At 40.5% G+C, this 20741-nt stretch carries 15 protein-coding genes; 4 read left to right on the forward strand and 11 right to left on the reverse strand.

Going from position 1 to position 20741, the window contains the following annotated elements:
* Positions 1 to 33: 33 nt before the first annotated feature.
* Entirely contained in the window at positions 34 to 546 is a 513-nt protein-coding gene (locus A7967_RS11460; RefSeq protein WP_054205373.1) for a hypothetical protein, read from the reverse strand.
* Positions 547 to 667: 121 nt separating this feature from the next.
* The gene (locus A7967_RS11465; RefSeq protein ID WP_054205372.1) at positions 668 to 1174 is read right to left on the reverse strand and encodes a DUF3087 domain-containing protein; all 507 of its coding nucleotides are present in this window, start codon (positions 1172 to 1174) and stop codon (positions 668 to 670) included.
* A gap of 166 nt (positions 1175 to 1340) precedes the next feature.
* On the opposite strand from A7967_RS11465, the gene A7967_RS11470 reads away from it, so the two are divergent.
* Genes A7967_RS11470 through A7967_RS11480 form a run of 3 tightly spaced genes read left to right on the forward strand, consistent with a single transcriptional unit; the run spans position 1341 to position 3153 of the window.
* Entirely contained in the window at positions 1341 to 1979 is a 639-nt protein-coding gene (locus A7967_RS11470; RefSeq protein ID WP_054205371.1) for an energy transducer TonB, read from the forward strand.
* Positions 1980 to 2015: 36 nt separating this feature from the next.
* Complete coding sequence (locus A7967_RS11475; RefSeq protein ID WP_054205370.1) at positions 2016 to 2567, forward strand: RNA polymerase sigma factor; 552 nt, start codon at positions 2016 to 2018, stop codon at positions 2565 to 2567.
* Entirely contained in the window at positions 2554 to 3153 is a 600-nt protein-coding gene (locus A7967_RS11480; protein WP_054205369.1) for a hypothetical protein, read from the forward strand. Before A7967_RS11475 ends, A7967_RS11480 begins: the two co-directional genes overlap by 14 nt.
* Positions 3154 to 3222: 69 nt before the next feature.
* Here the strand turns inward: A7967_RS11480 and A7967_RS11485 are convergent, their stop codons facing one another.
* From A7967_RS11485 to A7967_RS11495, 3 genes are all read right to left on the reverse strand, one after another.
* Positions 3223 to 4332 carry a hypothetical protein gene (locus A7967_RS11485; RefSeq protein WP_054205368.1) on the reverse strand — a complete coding sequence of 370 codons (1110 nt, stop codon included), beginning with the start codon at positions 4330 to 4332 and terminating at the stop codon, positions 3223 to 3225.
* Positions 4333 to 4334: 2 nt separating this feature from the next.
* Positions 4335 to 5897: an AAA family ATPase gene (locus A7967_RS11490; RefSeq protein ID WP_054205367.1), complete on the reverse strand. Its 1563-nt coding sequence runs from the start codon at positions 5895 to 5897 to the stop codon at positions 4335 to 4337.
* Positions 5898 to 6421: 524 nt separating this feature from the next.
* Positions 6422 to 6646, reverse strand: a complete 225-nt coding sequence (locus tag A7967_RS11495) for a hypothetical protein (RefSeq protein WP_054205366.1) — start codon at positions 6644 to 6646, stop codon at positions 6422 to 6424.
* Between the two features lie 1754 nt (positions 6647 to 8400).
* Here A7967_RS11495 and A7967_RS11500 point away from each other — a divergent pair.
* On the forward strand, positions 8401 to 9534 hold the full coding sequence (locus A7967_RS11500; protein WP_054205365.1) for a PQQ-dependent sugar dehydrogenase: 1134 nt from the start codon (positions 8401 to 8403) through the stop codon (positions 9532 to 9534).
* 164 nt (positions 9535 to 9698) lie between these two features.
* Here A7967_RS11500 and A7967_RS11505 read toward each other — a convergent pair whose 3' ends face one another.
* From A7967_RS11505 to A7967_RS11530, 6 genes are all read right to left on the reverse strand, one after another.
* On the reverse strand, positions 9699 to 10532 hold the full coding sequence (locus A7967_RS11505; protein ID WP_054205364.1) for a glycoside hydrolase family 18 protein: 834 nt from the start codon (positions 10530 to 10532) through the stop codon (positions 9699 to 9701).
* A gap of 710 nt (positions 10533 to 11242) precedes the next feature.
* Positions 11243 to 12619 carry a Na+/H+ antiporter NhaC family protein gene (locus A7967_RS11510; RefSeq protein WP_054205363.1) on the reverse strand — a complete coding sequence of 459 codons (1377 nt, stop codon included), beginning with the start codon at positions 12617 to 12619 and terminating at the stop codon, positions 11243 to 11245.
* A gap of 136 nt (positions 12620 to 12755) precedes the next feature.
* The gene (gene pbp4b / locus A7967_RS11515) at positions 12756 to 15212 is read right to left on the reverse strand and encodes a penicillin binding protein PBP4B (protein WP_054205362.1); all 2457 of its coding nucleotides are present in this window, start codon (positions 15210 to 15212) and stop codon (positions 12756 to 12758) included.
* 12 nt (positions 15213 to 15224) lie between these two features.
* On the reverse strand, positions 15225 to 16727 hold the full coding sequence (locus tag A7967_RS11520; RefSeq protein ID WP_054205361.1) for a tryptophan halogenase family protein: 1503 nt from the start codon (positions 16725 to 16727) through the stop codon (positions 15225 to 15227).
* An 80-nt stretch (positions 16728 to 16807) separates the two neighbouring features.
* Positions 16808 to 19675 carry a TonB-dependent receptor domain-containing protein gene (locus A7967_RS11525; protein ID WP_054205433.1) on the reverse strand — a complete coding sequence of 956 codons (2868 nt, stop codon included), beginning with the start codon at positions 19673 to 19675 and terminating at the stop codon, positions 16808 to 16810.
* 651 nt (positions 19676 to 20326) lie between these two features.
* On the reverse strand, positions 20327 to 20740 hold the full coding sequence (locus A7967_RS11530; protein ID WP_054205360.1) for an ExbD/TolR family protein: 414 nt from the start codon (positions 20738 to 20740) through the stop codon (positions 20327 to 20329).
* Between the last annotated feature and the right edge of the window lies 1 nt (position 20741).

The following is a 20741-nucleotide window of genomic DNA, read 5'->3' on the forward strand; positions in this document are numbered from 1 at the left end:
TAAAGCCTACTCAATTATTACTTGAAACTAATATTAAAACTCGTAACTAATACTCACACCGCCATCTGCGCGACTTTCGTTACTGTTAGTGCCTTCGCCATAACCTAACTCCAAACGAACACGCCAACCGCTTTCATTTAAACCACTAAAAAGGTAACTATAACTCACGCCTACACCATTGGTGGTCTCTCTATCAAATATACCAGATAACGCACAGCCAAAAATATTACCAAATGCATCGCCAATACTGTCATCTTCAGATTCTAAAGGGCATTGACGACCATCATCCTGCACACCTAATGCACCAACAACAAAACCTACGGCATGTTTTTTATCGCTCGTTAAGGCATGTTCAAAACCAGCCGAAAAGCCATCATCTAAACCAATTTTATAATTAGCATACCAACGCTGTGTTCCCTCATTTGTCGCTAAAGAAATCTCAGGCACTGCGACGTAAGGGTAACCACCGCCAATCGAAAAACTAACATCGTTTGCATGGCTTGCGCCTGATAAAAAAAGCAATGTTGTTGCAAAAAGTAATTTCATTTAAATAAATCATTTATAATTGTGTGTTTTTTTATAATAACCTAATTAAATTCACTAAAACAGGTAAGATTGTTTCAATTTTTTTCATGGGTATATTACTTAAAACTGCTTTAAAACTGCTTTAAAACTGCTTTAAAATTGCAGGATCGTAGTTATTAGCGTCTAAGCTCACATTAAATTTAGCCGCCACACTATCTAGCTCTGCTTGTTTAATAGCAAGCTCATCCATAGTGATGGTGTTATCGTCAAGCTGCCATAACAAACGCGAGCCCGCATAACTATAATGAATAGCTAATAGCGCATCAGGATTACCTTCTCGCCCTGCGGCTTTTAATTTTGCCAATTTACGGGTTATTTTATTAAGCGCTTGTTTTAATTCCCACACATAAACAACTTCAGTCATATAATCGTGAGTACGGTATTTATTAAGTGCCCAGCCAATTGTTAAGCTCGTAATAACCACGCCAATTAAATTCCAATGAAAATGGCTGCCGCTTTCATCAGGAAACAAAGCAATAAGAGTTTGTGAAATAGCCAAACTGCCAACGGCCAAAGCAAGGCCACAGCCAATAATAACGCGATTTAAATGCCTACGATAACGAGCTTTATCAATTTGAATAAGTTGCATAACAGCCTAATAAGATTAAAAACAAAAAGGGTTCAGCCGCCATTGTAGCCAATCACTACACGCAATGACGAAACTTTTTAAAAATATTTCACCCCTTTTTGATTTAACAACCGTTTTACCTGTGAAACGCCCAGATGCTTGGGTATAACAAACACAGGAAATGCTTATGCACACACTTACAACCCCCCAACAGCCCGTAGCGTTAAAAACATCAGCCGCGATTATTGGCGGTGGCTTAATGACCTTTGCCGCATTTGCATTTATGCAGTATTTAATAAGCGGCGAACAGCGCGCCCCAAGAAACAACGGCGACATAATCATTGTAGAAATGTTTCAAGCTCCAGAAGATACAAAAGTACAACAAAAGCAAACATTACCGCCACCACCTAAAATGCAAACGCCGCCAAAAACACCGCAGCGTAATCCGCCAAGCATAGACACTAATATTATTACTGGCACATTTACGCCAGACTTAAACATTGGCAAAGTAGGCGGCGATATTAAAGCCACCTTACAACGCCCAACTGGCGATGCCACTCCCATTGTACGTATAAATCCCAAATACCCACCCGTAGCCGCGCGTGAAGGGATTGAAGGTTGGGTACAATTAAGCTTTAATGTATCTGCAACGGGTGAAGTAATTGACGCACAAGTAACGAATGCCGAACCTAAACGTATTTTTGACCGCGAAGCACTACGCGCAATAAAGCGCTGGAAATACCGCCCAAAAGTGATTGATGGCGTAGCACAAGTGCAAACAAACCAAAGTGTACAGCTTGATTTTAAATTAGATCAAACTCAATAAAAAAGCACACTCAATAATAAACAAAGTAAGGTGCCTATGATCGCGAGCTTAAAATCATGGTTTATTAGTCAGCCAAATAAAGATCATTTGGCTGACTACGCAAAAAGTGGCGACAATCGCCACTTAACTAAGCTCGTCGCCCTGTTTGGCAATGATCTTTATCACTATTTAGTGACCCAAAGTAACGAGCAACTCGCTTTTGATATTAGCCAACAAACATGGCTCAAAGTGATGGAAAAACGTAAGTATTATCAACCGCAAGATAACCCAAAAGCGTGGCTTTTTCGCCTAGCACGTAATGCATTAATTGACGAGTTTCGTAAGCAGCAGCGCTTTGTTGAACTCGAAGACAACACAGTCATCGTCGCTCCAAATAGCGAACAGACCTTTGACTATGCCGCCTTTAATAGTGCACTCATGCAATTGAGCTTTGTACAACGCGAAGCGCTTAGCTTACAGCAAGAAGGCTTCTCGCTTGAAGACATACAACAGATCACCCAAAGCAATCATGAAACCGTTAAAACACGGCTACGTTATGCAAAACAACACTTAAAAATAATATTAGGAGCTGACAATGAACAAGCATAACGAGCAATTTGACCAACAGCTTAAACAGCATTTTAGCGAGCGTAAAAAAGCACACACGTTAACGCCAGAGCAGCATGCACTACTAACTAAAGCACCAATTAAAAAGCCCGCCCGCTTTTTATTACCACTGCAAATGACCGGCCTCGCCTGCGCATTAGTGGTATTGGGTTTTACCGTATTTAACACCTCTGTTCATGACGAATCGCGCAACACCTTTGCCATGCAACACAGCAGCTATCATTTTATTGAAGTTCACCAAGTAGATAATGCGGGCAGTTATTCAAGTAAAATAACTAGCCAAAAACAACAGCTCGACGATAAACTCGCCGCCGACCTGCGCCTACACCAACAGCGCTATATTGAATACGGGCAATTAGTTAAAGTAGACAACGACTGGTACATCGCCAGCTGCCACAGCGAAGTACTCATTCAAATAAAAGACTCGTTATTGAATAGCTTAAAAACCAAACACGCTGTTGAAAGTGATATAAATATCGGCGACATGCTCGCCATGGCCCACAATGGCCAAGGGCATATAATCGCCCTTAAGCATGCTGGGAATGGGGTAAAGGTGTGTAGAGGGTGATTACTTCCGATGATAAAGGAACATATTTTCTCTTACAAGAAAAAGCAAAAAAAATCTTGAGGGTTATTACTATGAGTTATTAATTCTAATAGGTTTTAAAGCTACAAACCAATTAAAAAGTACTTCGCCGATCTCACTCCAAGTCTGCTCTAAGCCCCCCAACTCAATATTATTAACATGCTCAAGATCCAACTTTTCAAATGCATGTTTACTAATCGACGATAGCTTATTTAACAGAATATGAGTCGTTGGTTTATTTTTATCTATAACATAGAGTTTATCTTTATTTATTATACAATCTTCTATGACAATATTGTTTACATATTCAAATATAGGCCGCCAAAACATAGATATAGTTGTCTGCTTTTCTGTCCATATTTGTGAAACTTTGAAGCTGCATTTAAAATCATAATATAAATAGCATTGAGGGTATTCTTTCGTTGCATGAGAAAGGAATTGTAAAGCTGGGAGCTGTTCTTTTTTTGCTGTTTTTAAATAGATATTTATTGGTATCAGATTTTCAATCTCATGCACATCTATTTTATATAATTGTCTCAACATATTATGCTTTTTGAAAACTTTTTCTGCATCACTAACAGTCCCCCCTTTTTTGCAATCTGGAGACTTTTTGTCACTATCGCAAATTGCAAAAACGATTTTCTGGTCTTTCAATAATTTATCACAATAATTGGCTAAAGTGTGGCCTCCACCGTGTAAAACTTCAAATGATGTATGAAAGCTATTAACCTTATAATTTCTTTCGATGTACCACTCAACAATTTTCTTATAAATAACTGAATCAGTACTATTTTCTAAAACCAATTTAGGTCGATTTAAGTACTCTTGTAATATTTCATCACTATCATAATTCCTAATATCAAGACCGTTTGGAAAAGCAGTCTTTGTGTATTTCCCTGAATAAAAAGTAACTTGGTTTAATGTAATTGCGCTTAGTTCTTTAGTAAATGTACTTTCTTGTGACATATGCTTGAACGTTGCTTTTTGGTGTGAACTTAAATCAGGGTGTGAAATTAACTTTAGAGACACTCTCTTAGTTACTTTTATAAGAGAGTACCCTCTCTTTCTTGCTCTGCATAAATCTTCAATAAACGATAAAGCATCATCATTATTTTGACTTTCTAAATGCGCAAGTATTGATTCATCAACTATTACTATCATAATTAATACGCAAAAAAATCAGCAGGCCAGTTATTTAACTCACCATCACTATCAAATTTTGATTCTCTAAGCGTTGTACATCTTGTCGAACGATTTTGCTCGAACATTAAAATAGAGATGATATCTTTGTCCATTTCACTTAATGCAATCATATCACCAAACTTTGATATTAATGCGGGACTGTGAGTTTCAATAACTAACCTTAAATCAATTCCATTTTCTCCCCCTAGCTTTATCGACTCAGAAAAGACTTTAGCCAATGAAGCCTGCATTTTTGGATGTAAGTGTAGCTCGGGCTGCTCTATCACGAAAAGAACTGTTTTTTTTGGTTTGGATATTTCTTGTAAACTTGCTTCATAGCCTGATGCTACAGCCCAAAGTTGTATAATTATGGGTAATACTTGAGAGTAGCCAAATCCCATATCAGCAATATTGTCACTTTTTTTCGAGGATGAATGCTCTAATTTTAAAGATATGTGACCTGACGTTACTTTATCTTTAATTATAAAATTAAAGTTACTCTCAGTCCATTCGTCTAATTGATGTCTCCATTTTTTTGTTATATTTGACAAAAAAATTCCTATATTGGATCCAGTATGCTCTAACTCATGAATGCTTAAATCTTGATACCTATAATACCTTTCCGTAGACGCTCTTAACGGAGCAATATACCTTACGCTTCTTAAAAGTTCGCTAAATTGAACATTAATCGAGGCGCTGTTTTCTATCACCATGAATAAATCAATTAAACCCGCAAGAAAACTGAAATCAGATGCATTCTCCTTCCACTCAGTGTCGACTAACTCATTCCACTTAGTAGTTGATCTCATCTTCTTCATTTTAGCTAATTTACTTTTATCATCAGCGAATTCTGACACAAGAAGACTAGCAAAACGGTTGATTTTAGTTTCGCTTGTACTCCCGCTGTGCTCCTTTATTAAATTTATAATATGCTCATATAAAAGCTTTGAAATTGAATCTTTTTGTTTATTAGCTGTGAAATATAAAAAGTCAGGGTACTTTATTATTGGTAGTAAACTGTCTGTATTTGTTCTCTGATATTGAAGATCTGCTTTCTTCAAATCCCATTTAAGCCTTTCTGAATTAATAGCGATTATCGTGCCATCCTCTTCGAATTGAAAAGTAATCAAATGGCCAAACAGATCTACTTTATAAATATTCGTATAACAGGAGTTTTTAGTCGTCCCTTTAACTATTGATAAAGTTGTATTTATAGATATTGGGTTTTCCCTATTAGAATTTTTATTATTGAAGGAAAGTTTATTATAAAAGTTAAAAGTAAAACTAAATTCAATCTGCTCATTTCCATTTGTAGATGCTTCACTATGTAATGATGTCAGAAAAGACTCGAAGTCCGTATAGACTCCATTCCACAATATTGGACCTCTAGTCTTCCTTTCAACACTTTGCCTGAGCAAAGGAAAAACTCTTAAAAAAGTACTTTTCCCTGAGCTGTTTGTTCCTACAAGGATATTTATAGGCTTAATTTCTACTACATTAGTATCCACTAAAGAGCGCAAACCTTTAATTCTAATATTATCCATAATTTATTTCAGCTGACTATAAGTACAATTAGCATTTGATTATCCATATGTTTTTGTTCATATCAAGTAAAATTTATAGGGTCACCCATTAGAAAGTTCCAGTCAAGCAGGCAGCTGTGTTTTCTTGATCTTTTTAGTCAAAAAACCAAGTGTTATTATGTTTTAAACTCAATTTAAATATGACTACGCACCTAGTAATTACGTCGATTGGTGTGAATATGCACCAGTCACCCATATGAATTTAGGCTGTTTAATTAAGCATCGTTGATGATTAATTAAGGCCCTTGGCTTTCGCCTCAGTCATCGTTTAGTACCAATGTCAGTCCAGTTTTGGCAGTATTCTCACGCTGCTCAATAACAAATCTGTGGTTTATGTTTTTTACATAACCAATCCTGTGTGGCTCAGACAGTGGGCATACCCAACATTTAAATAAGAGCGGTTAACGTGCAGGCTCAATCAGATCTGATGGTTTTACCAACCCCGTTTTTAACTCAACACGTTAACCTAATTCGTTTTATAGTCGTTAAGAAAAAGTCTTGTGTCTATCAAATGGGACGTTGTCTTTCAGCTCGTGGTAACACGCTCTTGCCAGTTTATGTGCAACCGTTTTAATCGCGATAACTTGGTTTGTTTTAGCTAACTTGCGTTGATAATACTTTTTAATTGTTGGGTTATACCGAATGGCAAAGTTAGCGGCCTCAGTAAACGCCCACGCTTGCATCTTACCAAGGCCGAAAAACGATCTCACGTTTAACGGCTTTTCCCGTCATCACGCCCTGAAAATAAGTAATTGATGAGTAATATCGCGCATGGATGTGCGATGAGGCGAAACTAGGCCTATCTTTGCCGTTTACGTTCACATCAATTGCGGTTTGAAGGATTAAGCGTGATGCTTGGATGGGAAAAATTCGTGGCTAAAGCCATCCCCTACAACGGATCCTGAAGCAGTGGCGGCCTGATTTAGCTGTTGTTAAAAGCTACCGTCGCCAGCACAAAAAACCTTGAATAAGGTTATTAATGTAGGTCGCGGATTTATCCCGACAAGTGATGCTAAGGTGAAAAATTCGTGGCTAAAGCCATCTCCTACAGCGGATCCTGAAGCAGTGGCATCCTGATTTAGCTGTTGTTAAAAGCTGCCGTCGCCAGCATGAAAAACCTTGAGTAAGGTTATTAATGTAGGTCGCGGATTTATCCCGACAAGTGATGCTTAAGTGAAAAATTCGTGGCTAAAGCCTACTCCTACAACCAATATTTAACTTCTGTGCAGCGAAGCGCCTCTGTGCCCTCAGTGGTGAGATTCACTTTTTCGCCCCAAAGGGCGACTTACAATTTAAACCAAGCCCGTTGGGGTTCATTGCACTCTGCCCAACCTACCAATCACATTTGCCAGCAAGCTCAGCGCCTACGGTGGCTAATCTATCATTGGTGTTAACAATTTCGTAGCTAAAGCCCCATCTCCTACAACGGATCCTGAAGCAGTGGCATCCTGATTTAGCTGTTGTTAAAAGCTGCCGTCACCAGCATGAAAAACCTTGAATAAGGTTATTAATGTAGGTCGCGGATTTATCCCGACAAGTGATGCTTAAGTAAAAAATTCGTGGCTAAAGCCTACTCCTACAACCAATATGTAGCCTCGGTGCAGCGAAGCGCCTCTGTGCCCTCAGTGGTGAAATGCACTTTTTTGTCCTAAAGGGCGACCTACAATTTAAACCAAGCCCGCTGGGTTTCGTTGTACTCTACCAACCTCCCAATCACATGCGTCAGTAAGCTCAGCGCCTACGGTGGCTAATCTATCATTAGTGTTAACCATTTCGTGGCTAAAGCCATCTCCTACAACGGATCCTGAAGCAGTGGCGGCCTGATTTAGCTGTTGTTAAAAGCTGCCGTCGCCAGCATGAAAAACCTTGAATAAGGTTATTAATGTAGGTCGCGGATTTATCCCGACAAGTGATGTTTAGGTGAAAAATTCGTGGCTAAAGCCATCTCCTACAGCGGATCCTGAAGCAGTGGCATCCTGATTTAGCTGTTGTTAAAAGCTGCCGTCGCCAGCATGAAAAACCTTGAGTAAGGTTATTAATGTAGGTCGCGGATTTATCCCGACAAGTGATGCTTAAGTGAAAAATTCGTGGCTAAAGCCTACTCCTACAACCAATATGTAGCCTCGGTGCAGCGAAGCGCCTTTGTTCCCTCTGTGGTGAAATGCACTTTTTCGCCCTAAAGGACGACCTACAATTTAAACCAAGCCCGTTGGGTTTCATTGAATCACAACACACTCTACCCAACCTACCAATCACATGCGTCAGTAAGCTCAGCGCCTACGGTGGTTAATCTATCATTGGTGTTAAACCTTTCGGATGAAGCCATCACCTAAAACACCAGTGCGACAACCCTGTCATTTACCTTGCATTTTATGAAACTAATCGCACTTTAGTGAAAGTTAATAACAATTTTGCTTGTATCGCGCTAATCTAATGTCATTGTTGTTCATAAATTGGAATTGTCATGAAAAAGTGTATTTACACCAGTTTAGTTGCCTCTATTATAAGCTTTACCTCGTTACATACCTTCGCTCAGCCAGAGCAGCCTATTCCCGTTGCCGCAAGTGCCGATAAGTATGAACTTGAATTAGTTGCCAAAGGCGTGCAAATTCCTTGGGGCATGGTGTGGCTTAACAAACAAGACTTGTTAGTCACAAACAGAGCTGGTGATCTTAGGCTTATTCGTGATGGTAAACTGCTAGAGAAAGCCATTAAAGGGGTGCCTAAAGTACATGCTGAGCGTCAAGGAGGACTACTTGATGTGGAGCTTGATCCTAACTTTAAAGACAATGGCTGGATATACTTTTCTTACTCTGGCTATGAAGGAGATGACGAAGGCTATAACACCTCTATAATGCGCGCACGCTTAAAAGACATGACGTTAATTGATCAGCAACTACTGTTTGATGGCAGCCCTAACACCACAAAAACGTTCCATTATGGCTCTCGCCTTGAATTTGATAAAGACGGTTACTTGTATTTCTCTATTGGCGATCGTGGCAACCGCGATGTTCATCCACAAAACTTAGAGCACGATGCAGGGAAAATACACCGCATTAATGCTGATGGTACAATCCCTAAATCAAATCCGTTTTATAATGACGAAAACGCGCGCAAAAGTATTTATTCGTATGGTCATCGGAATCCGCAAGGCATGGCGATGCACCCAAAAACGGGTGTGATTTGGAGCCACGAACATGGCCCGCAAGGCGGCGATGAAGTCAATATTATCAAACCAGGATCTAATTACGGTTGGCCAGTAGTTACTTTCGGTATCAACTATAATGGCAGTAAAATTACCGATGAGACCACCCGCGAAGGGATGCAAAAACCTGACTGGGTGTGGGTGCCGTCTATCGCGCCTTCGGGTATGGCATTTATTAGTAGCGATAAATACCCCCAGTGGAAAGGCAATATCGTGGTTGGTTCAATGAAATTTGCACACTTAGTCATGCTTGAACTCGATGGCAACAATATTATCGGTCATAGCAAGTTGTTTGAAGGCGCTGGCAGAGTGCGCAGTATTGCAACTCACCCCAACGGCGATTTATACCTAGGAATTGACGGCATGGGTATATACCGCGTAGTGCCAAAATAGAGCGCGTAATACTTGAATTCAAGTGTTTAAAAATCAGTGGGAATTCGAAAAACCCCGTCACCAAAATGCAACTTAATAAAAATAGCGCACCTAACTTGTATCGGGTGCGCTAATTGATAAAACCAAAGCTCTTTGATTTTTTATTCCACTACAGCAAGCTACCTTTAAGAGGCTGTATTTAGAGTAGCCGCAATTGTTCGGCCCCATAATCCATCGATATCGCTATCAATTTTCCATCCCATTACCCCACCAAAAGCAATGTTTTCACTTTGCGCCTGACGAATAATGACGACGAGTTGATCTAGTGGAATAAACCCACTAGAGCTTAGATCATTTTCAGTAATAGGTTTACCAAGTACAATTTTTTCTGGCGGAACACCTTGAGATGCAATGCTTTCAATTGAAGTCGGATTGCTTATATTCTGATATTTTAATGGAAATAACATTTCAAATGACTCATATGCTTGATACTCCCACGCTCCCTGATTGTAATATTGGATATTATAAAAATCGATGTAGCCATGTGTTAACTCTTCTAACTTGCTGTATTCAGGAAAGTATGGGCCTTGTGGTGCGTGAGAAATAATTAACTTTTCTCCTTGCTCACTCGAATATTCTGCAGCTGTCACTGTAGCCTCACTCAGCCAATTTAAAGCTTCTGAGGCTGTAATATTCTCGATATCAAAATCAACGCCATCGTAGCCGTATTCTAATGCATATTTTGCAAGTGCCAAGCCGTACTCTCTTGCCTGTGCTGAATCAGTCACATTTGGGTTATAAGTTTCACCACCTGCTGCAAGTATGCACTTTTTCCCTAGTGATTTAACATATTGTATAAGCTCTGGATCATTTGCGGCAGCTTCAGCTGCACCTAAAACCCCATCTTCAGGTGATATCCAAAATGAAAAAATAACGTGAGTATAACCTTCTATCTGCGACTTTAAACTTTCTTGAGTGATCCAGTTACTACAATAGCCAACAACTTTTTGCGTTTTCATAACTTATTCCTTTATTTTCGTGATATTAAAACTAAGGTTTGTCATTTTATTCGTCACTAAATATAAACAAGATACAAAAAAGAGGTTATTACATGATATTACAGTTAATTATTTAAGCTAAGAGTCGCTTCTGATTTTAAGCCTGAAAACGTTACGTGCCAGAATTATTCGAAGCTACAACCTGTATTTACTTTTTATCAAAGTCGAATATGTGCCCTTAATATAGGCAGGGATTTATCCCTAATTAGATTATGCAAAACATTAGCGGCTGAATAATATGATAATTTTTCGGACTAAAGCCAGCCCATACGACGGATCCTGAAGCGGCAGCCCGATTTAGCTGTTGTTAAAAGCTGCCGTCGCCAGCATGAAAAACCTTGAATAAGGTTATTAATGTAGGTCGCGGATTTATCCCGACAAGTGATGCTTAAGTGAAAAATTCGTGGCTAAAGCCAACACCTACGACCAATATTTAATCTCTGTGCAGCGAAGCGCCTCTTTGCCCTCTGTGGTGACATTCACTTTTTCGCCCTAAAGGACGACCTACAATTTAAAAAACATTGGGTTTCTCGTTGCACTCAATGACTGGTATTAAACCCTTAGTGATTGAAGCCACCTCCTACAACAAACTCTGAAGCAGCAGCGCCTGCGCAACAAAAAAGCCTACAAATTTGCAGGCTTTTGTTCTCACTAATTTAATTATTGTAAATTTACAGCACAATAATGCTCGTAACTAAGTACGCTATAAACGTGAGTGCGCCGCCAAAAAGTGCGTAAGGCATTTGCGTTTTAACGTGGGTGAGTAAATCACAACCGGAGGCAATGGCCGATACCGCGCTGGTGTCAGATATGGGCGAGCAATGATCCCCAAATACACCGCCACCTAAGATTGCCGCAATCACTAATGAAGGCGGTAAACCTAACGCTTGAATGAGCGGTACGCCAATTGGAATTAAAATTGCGAACGTGCCCCACGATGTTCCAGTCGTGAATGAGATCACCGCGCCAGTTAAAAACAGCACCGGAACAACTAAGTATATAGGTAAGTAATCGCCCACCAGTCCCGCTACAAATACGCCGGTGCCTAAATCTTTTAAGCTTGCGCCAAGTGTAAGCGATAACAACACGATAGCCACCAACGGGAGTAATTCACCCATGCCTTTAAAGCCGATATCCACCAGCTTATGATGAGTAAATTGACGTGAACTGATCATTAAAAAGTACGCGACAACACACGCTAAAATAGTTGCATACAGTACAGATTTAGAACCACTGCCGCTGGCAATATCGCCATTACCGGTCCAGTACATAAAGCCGACCATGCTGCCAATCAGTGTAATAAGTGGCACTAGCATATAGCGTGCTTTGGTGCCTTTTACCTCTTCTTGTACATCTGCTTTTTGGTGCTCTAATTGCTCTTCTGCTTTTTTTAATGGGCCATGCACTTTATCAAAGGTGATGGTATAAAAAACTAATAATAAAGTAATAATAGCGTAAAAGTTATAGCCAATACTGCCCCATAACACCGACACCGCCGACTCTGGTAATTCATAATTACCTAACAAGCCAAGTACATAAGCGCCCCAACCATTAAGCAAAATTAAAATACACACCGGTGCACTGGTACTGTCGATAATGTAAGCAAGACGTGCTCGGCTCATTTTAAACTTATCAAATAAGCCACGAGATAAAATACCCGAGGTTAATACACTTAAGTTAGATTCTATAAACACGGCTACGCCTGAGAACATCGTTAAGTAACCAACTTGGCGTTTACTTTTTGCGACGCCTTTGTTCATCAATACATTAACGGTTGCTGCCACACCACCAGATTCACGAATGTATGCAAGCAATGCGCCTATTAAAATACTAAAAATCAAAATACGGCTATTCCCCGGTGAACTAGCCACCGCCACAATACGCTCTATGGTATTTATAAATGTGTTAAAAAGCGTATTTCCATCGCCTTGTAGGGCGAGTAAAAACTCTGAAGAAGCAACAGCAACTAACAGTGCCATAATCACTTCTTTGCGCCAAAACACGATCAAAATCGCTATCAACGGCGGTAAAATTGAATACCAAGACATACAATAACCTTTTTAGTAGCGACTGCGCCGCTGTTATAATTATTTATAAACAAGCCCACTAGCTTAATCAGTTGCACAATAAACTCAACTTAATTCGACTAGTGATTTAAGTTAGTGGCTTTAATGAGTGATTACATTAATGATTAAGCAAAGCCTCATAAACCAGTGAAATTACTGAGCCATATTTTCCGGTCTCAAACTTTTTACCAACAAATTCATAATGGGTGTCATTGCCCTTGATAAGCGAATGACGTGCATTAGTGAGTAAAATAATGGCTAAGTCATACGCAGGATCAATAACGGTTACTGTGCCTGTCCAGCCAGTATGGCCGTACGCTTGTGGACTTGCGTAAGGACCAAAATGCCACTTTTGAGCATGTTCCCCAGCTCTTCGCCAGCCTAGTCCGTAAGTTTCATTACTCGCTTGCGGCGCTATAAACTGATCGAGCACTTGCGGGGTAAATATTTGTTTATCGCCATAACCGCCGCGATTTAATAGCAACTGCGAAAGCACACCAAGATCTTCTACGGTACTAAATAAGCCTGCATGCCCTGCTACGCCACCAAGTGCATAAAATGCTTTTTCGTCGTGTACTTGCCCTTGCAGTACGTCGGTGCGTATATTATCAAAACTAATTCGGCCACCACGGCTGTTTCCTGCAAGCTCCGTTGCAGCAATAGTATGTTTACTAACCCCTTTTTGTAACGGGTTAAACAATGTGTGTTGCAAGCCTAGCGGCTGATAGATTTGCCCCTCAACATAATTATCCAGCGCTTGTTGCGTAATGCGTTCAATCAGCACGCCTAACAGCATGTAGTCTATATCTGAATACAAGTGCTTAACATTGCGCCCTGCTATAAACGGCACGCCTGTTAACAGTAAATTTTTAGTCCGCAAGCTATTTTGCGAGAAAAATCGCTCACCAAATTTATTGTCTTTTCGATGAAAGTCCACCACCGCAGGATACCCCGCACTGTGGGTGAGAAAATCTTTTACTAAGCGTTGCTCTCGCCCGCGCCTTCTAAACTCTGGTAAGTAGTAAAAAAGCGGCTTATTTACATCAAGCTTGCCTTCACTTACAAGTTTCATAAGCGCAAAGTTAGTAGCAAACATTTTTGAGTTTGACGCAATATCAAATAAGGTGTCTGTTTGCATTTTTTGCGGCGATTGCATTGCAGTACCATTACGTTGGTATTTTTTTGCATCGCCATAACTACTTAGTTTTATTAATTTTCCATCTTTTATTACGCCTAACACTGCCCCTGGAAATCCCGCTGTAATATCATCATTAATAAGTTTATCTACAGCACTAAAATTGTATGTATTATTGGCGCTTTTTTTCAGCTGTGGGTAGGCAAAGCGTAAGGTTAAACTTGCGCCTTCGGGCAATACATTGTCCACTTTGTACGTGTTAACGCCGTTACGCGTGCGTTTACTTAAACTGTATGTGTATTGTTTATTTGCTTGAAGCGGGCTGGCTATATTGATTTTTTCGCCATTGATATAAATATCGGCACTGGTGGCGGTGTTGTTTTCAATCACTAGCTGGCCACGGCCTTTGTAGGCTTTAAACGTACCACGATTATTGACTAATAAACGTGTGCTTGGGTCTCGTTCGGGAATTAACGCAACCACTTGTGCATTGGCTAGTTGTTTTGGCTGCGGCTCAACTGTGGTTTGCTCTTGATTATACTGCGCCATTAATTTGGTTGCTTTTTTAGGAAAGTATTTTTCCATTAATGCAAACAGTACTGCGCCACTGCGTGCATCGGCGTTACCACTAACGTGCCATGGTAAAAAATGCATTTGAAAAGCACTTAAAGTATCGAGTGTTTGCGGATCAAGTTGATTCGTCGCTTGCACATCATAACCGTAGCCACGTAAAGCGCTTTGCATTAAACCTATAGAGGGTTTAACGACACTAAATTGCTGCCAATATTTATCTACCGTGTGGTTGTCATACCAAGCGCCAACCCCTGCTTGATAGAGTTGATACCACGGAAAACGTGGACCAGGATCATTTTTACGACTGGGCGCTATATCTGAATGCCCAACAACTTGCGTTGGTCCAATATCAGGGTGGCGCGCTAAAATCCCCTGACTTAACTCGATTAATAACGCCATTTGTTTAGCATCATAATCTGGGTAAATACACAGCTTTGAGGCATCATTTTGCAATTGTGTATCTAATTCATGCTCTTCTAGTTCTGGGGAATGACACGTTGGTATGTTAACTATTTCAATACCAATCGATTGGTCGTTTAAGTCCTCTCTGCCTTGCCAGTAACTACGCCCTGCATGCCATGATCTGTCATGCTCATCGACTAACTGCGTAATTTTAAGTTCGTCATCTGGGTAGCTCGGATCGTTTGACTCAGGCACTAAATAATGTGCACTCAATCCGCCATCTTCGACAAGTACCTGCATTGATTTTTCATAATTGATAGCGGTGTAATGCATCACTAAAAATTTAACGCGATGGCTATAATTAGCTGACTGAGTAAATTCATAAGGCGTTGAAGCACAGCTAACTAAAAAGGCTGCACTGGCAAAAATCCCCAGTTTTTTTAAATAAAATAAAAACGTCATCATGCTTTTTAAACCCTAACTTTTAGAATACCGGCAATGGCGAGCAACATACTCACTGTGCATAGGAAGTGAGCGCGCGGTTTGCCCGATCATGGTTTTTATTTGTTGCATATATTGCTCACAAGCTGCATCGCTCAAACTATTCACCAGCGGATGATAACCTTGTGGCTCAATACCTTGACCATGTAATACTGAAAACCAGCTAAGCTCATTAAATAGCTCATTGTTTTCTCTGAAAAGTCGGCCATTTTGTGCAAACAAAGCAAGTCGCTCACTTACCGTATTCGGTACATCCATGTGTTGGCAATAACGCCAAAATTCACTGTCGCTGCGCTTTGTTACCTTGTAATGGCAGATAATAAAGTCACGAACAGCGGTAATTTCTTGTTCAGTGTATCTATTGTAGGTATCCGCATCCACCTTCGCCATTGCACAACTAGGAAATAAACTGATCAGCCGTAAAATGGCCGACTGAATAAACTGTAGCCCTGTTGACTCTAGCGGCTCCAAAAAGCCAGCAGATAGCCCTATGGCCACACAGTTCTTTTGCCATGCTTTTAAACGACGACCATTTTGCCAATTTAATTGGCGTGGCTCAGTCATCGCCTTGGAAGGTAACTGCGCGGCTAACTGCGCGATTTGTTGTTCTGCACTAGTAAATCCGCTTGCGAATACACGCCCATTACCAATACGATGCTGTAACGGAATTTGCCATTGCCACCCTGCTTTATGAGCGGTGGCTTGGGTGTAAGGCTTTAACTCTGGGAGTGATTCGCTGGCAATCGCAATCGCGCTATCACATGGTAACCAATGCTGCCATGACTCAAAACCAACATGCAAAGCTTGGTTGATCAAGCGCCCTTTAAAACCGGTGCAATCAATAAATAATTCACCACTGATCACCTGACCATCATCAAGAATAAGATCTTTAATATGGCCGTTACTTGGCTCAATGGTTACCTGTGAAATAGTGCCTTGGATATGTTTAACGCCTTGTTTAATAGCCAGCGTTGATAAAAACTCGGCATATTTAACAGCGTCAAAATGAAATGCATAGTTAAGGGTGCTATGCCCTTTGGTTGTTTGCCCTACGATACGGTCAAAGCGGTTTAATTTAGCGGCATGCCCTTCGAGGCAATAATCTAATATTGGGGCTGGGTTGGTGTTTTTTACACTTTTTAACCAGTAATGATGAAATGCAATGCCATTTAAGTTAACCCCATATGGCCCAAATGGGTGCATGTATTGCTGCCCTATTTGTCCCCAATCAATAAATTCGATTCCTAGCTTAAAGGTACCTGAAGTGGCACTTAAAAATTCATTTTCATCAATACCAATTAGTTGATTAAACTGACGAATTTGCGGGATCGTGGCCTCCCCGACCGAAACAGTGCCTATTTGCGCTGATTCTACCAAGGTTATATTTACATGCTCGCCAAGTAGTTTACTCAGCGCTGCTGCGGTCATCCATCCCGCAGATCCGCCACCAGCAATAACCACTTGCTTAATATTGTGCATTTAATACTCCTACAAAATGACTGACTCAGCCAACGCTAAGCCAGTCTCCCTAATTACACTTTGGCCTTATATACACTCAATTAAAAGCGATATTCTGCATTAAGCGTATATGCTCGACCACGCGCGCTCGCTACACGAGGATCAAACGCAGCACCTGGTGAGTAATCGTTTTGATGAGCTGTAAACGGTGGATCACGGTCAAACAGGTTTTTAATACCAAACGTAATACCTACATTATCAAACCCGGTATACGCTACGCTGTAGTTATAAATTAAATAACTTGATACCGTTGGGTTATAGTTTTCGATTTCACCGATACTAATTGCACCCGATTGCACGCCTGCTGGCACTTCATCTGCATAACTATCACGGTAAATTTGTGTCACATTATGACGCCAATCACCCTGCGTATAGTTAAAGGCGATGGTATGCTTCCAACGAAGTGGAATATTACCGCGAGAATGAGTGCCAACTAAGTTATCGCCAAATGCAATGCTATCAAGAAGCTTTTTCTTATCTTCAATTAAATAACTACCATTGAAGTTAATATCCCATAAGCCTGCACCTAACTGACCATTGACCTGCATACCCACTTCAACACCACTGGTATTACGCTCACCGGCATTAATATAGCGCATATCAATACCTGTTAAGTTACCTTGTGCATCGCGTAAGAAGTTACCGCTAAATGTCTCGTAATTTTCGAGTAAATCACGAAAGTTTGGCGTTTGTATTGTGCCCTCTGTGATTATTTCCCACCAATCAAGGTTAAAGCTAAATTCGCTGCTTGGTGCCCATACAAAACCAAAGCTCGATTGCTTTGACTCTTCAGGCCCTAAGTCTTCTTTGCCGCCATAAACTAACGCAGGGGTGATAGGTTGGCAACTAGGGTTTGACACATCAACGATGCCATTTGCGCACGAAGCAGGATCAGCTAAATCGGAGCCTGTGTACGGCTGCTCTGATACGCCATTAAATAGCTGGTTAAACGAAGGCACTCTAAACCCTGTGCTGTATGCACCACGAAATAACAACTCTTCCATGGGCTGATACTTAACACCAATTTTAGGGTTAGTTGTGCCGCCAAAGCCTGAGTAATGGTCATAACGTGCAGCTAAGTTAATCTCTAAACTATCAACTACAGGAATAAGCGCTTCAACAAATACCGCTTTTATATCACGGTGAACATCATCAAGTTCGTTACCATTATCAAATGGCGCCCCATAAATGGCAGGTCTATTTTCTGATTCACGACGATCCCCATTAAACTTATAGCCCTCACGGCGTAAATCAATACCTGTTGCCACCATAATCGTGTCGCCGCCAAGACCAAGTTCAAAACCTGTATCACCTGAGATCGACGCATCAATTTGTGTAAGGGTTGTTTCGCCGCCATATAAGGTTACGCCACGCGCTGATGCTGCTTCAATTGCATCCATACCCGCTTGAGTTTGTGTTTCTCCCGCTAACAAAAAGGGGTTAACGGCACCGCTACCAATTGCCTGCGCAAGTAGCTCAGTATAGTGATAGCCACCACCGAGTTCTGATTCAGCCTCGTTTGATGAACGTGAAATACCGGCTTTGTAATCCCAGTCGCCAATAATGCCTTCCATGCCCAACTGTACTTTATAAGACGTGGTCGTTGTTTCGATTTCACGGTTACCACAATCCATACAGCGCCAGCGATAGGCAATAGGTGCACCAATATTTAACTGATCCGCGCCATAATAGTCAGATAATGCATCAACTATATAATTATACGATGAACCTGTGCTTGGGTAATACCCTGCTGAACCAATTGACCACGGCGTAATTTGGTTAGGTTCAAAAATCTTTTTAGAAGTCACTTCTGAGCCAATAACTTCGGCAAATAGCTCGGTGTCTTCATCTAATTTAAACGTAGCACGCGATACAAAATCAATGCTGTCAACTGGTTGTTGTAAAACCGCAGCTCTTGGGTAATCCCATGCGCAACTGTGTGTTTCATTTTCGCGATTCCACAGTGCGCCAGTATCAACGCCCATGCCTTCAATTGATTCACACCCAGGCTGCCCAGGAAGTGCTAATACATTAAGTACATTATTAGCGTATGGATTACCTTGTGCATCAAGGTTATTGGGGTCAATAAGCCCTGTACCAATTAAGTTATAATTTCCATTGGTTGGATCATCGCCGTTACCACGGTTATTGATTGACGCAAAAGGACCACCACGCGTATCTGGCGATAAACCTCGATTTGGTTGGAAAGTGTTTGTAAAATCACGGTCAGAGCCGCGTAATATATCGACTTTTTTATACGATACTGAACCCATGACATTGTAGCCATCGCTGTTTAAATCGCCAGTACCGGCAAGTATACTAAAGCGATTAATATTACCGCCACCTGCTTGTGTAATGTCAGTAAATGCGTTTAATTGCACGCCTTGGTAATCTTTTTTCAAGATAAAGTTAATGACCCCACCAACAGCATCAGTACCATACACCGCAGATGCCCCATCACGCAGCACTTCAACACGTTCAATTGCAGCAAACGGAATTGAGTTTAAATCAACAGATGCCCCCTTTAAACCATGACTTGCAATTCGGCGACCATTTAATAATACCAGCGTTGAACCCGCACCTTGCTGTCGAAGGTTAGCACTTGATGCGCCATTATTACCGCGTTCTTCACCGCTCACAATCCCTGTATTACTCCCTAAACCATCATTTGAATTAGAACCAATATTTAGCTGCAACATGAGTTGTTCTGCCGAGCTAATACCTGCAGCATCAATATCACTGCGGCTAATGATTGTAATTGGTAGATCACCTTCAAGGGATGTGCGCTTGATACTTGAGCCTGTGACTTCAATACGCTCAATTTTCTTTTCGTCTTGCTCATCTTGTGCTGCATTTGCTGAAGCACAACCTGCTATTGCAAGGCATATTGCTATTTTATTAAGTTTCACTGTTGTTTCTCCCACTGAGCCTGCTATTTATTATTTAGTAATATGTGGTACGTCCTTTATAAAGCGCCACAGCAGAAACTAGCTGTACCCCTAACGCTTATCTATTTGAACGTTTTTCCCTTTAAACAGTAACACAGCTCAAACCATAGTAAAATAAAATATTCCATATAAAATAAACAATAGAAATAACATATACTTTTAGTGTTAATACTCTTTTTAACAACAAAGGCATGGTTGCGTACAAATTCAAGTTGAGTAGAGATCCGCCACTAAAAACACTCGCCGGCCCTTTAATGAATCAGCTTCTGGGGTGCAATATCAAAAAGGTAGATATTAAGAGCAGTAAAACGGTAAGCAAACAGCCTGTAAAAAGACGAGGTAAAAACATGACCACAGTAAGGTGCAGAATTTAGCATTTTCCAGGTTGTTATATCTAGGCGTTATTTTGCAACAATGACAGGCGCGCTTAATAAGTAACAACAGTGAGAGTCAACGCCTGTAAAACGCCCAAAGAGTTAGTTTAAAAGCGATTTATTTTAATAAGAAAATACTTATAGGCGCGAAAATCCACGCCGTATTTTTATTACAAGATTAGTGACTCACAATTGAAAGTTAAGAAGATAACCCAGAGTGTAATTCTAGGTTTTAGGGTTAAGGTTTTTTTTCTTCAGTAATAAAAGCCATGCTGTTAATACCAGCTTGCTGCACCTGTTCCATTAAAAATACTACATTCTTATATTGAGTCGTTTTATCCCCTCGGATATGCACAATAGGTTGCATTGTTTCTTGGGCAGCAATGAGTAAACGTTCAACAAGCTCTTTTTTACTTATCGCTTGCTCAGCCCAAAAATAATCGCCTTCACTGTTAACAGATAACACAATAGCCTTTGGCTTAACTTCCAGCTTTTCGCTTTTTGCAGCAGGTAAATCAAGCTCTATCGATTGGTTAATCACCGGTACTGTAATAATAAAAATAATTAACAGAACGAGCATAACATCCACCAATGGCGTCATATTAATTTCATTCATAACGTCTTCATCATCACTATCAACATTAAATGACATT

The sequence above is a fragment of the Pseudoalteromonas neustonica genome (assembly GCF_001653135.1).
Taxonomy (GTDB): domain Bacteria; phylum Pseudomonadota; class Gammaproteobacteria; order Enterobacterales; family Alteromonadaceae; genus Pseudoalteromonas; species Pseudoalteromonas neustonica.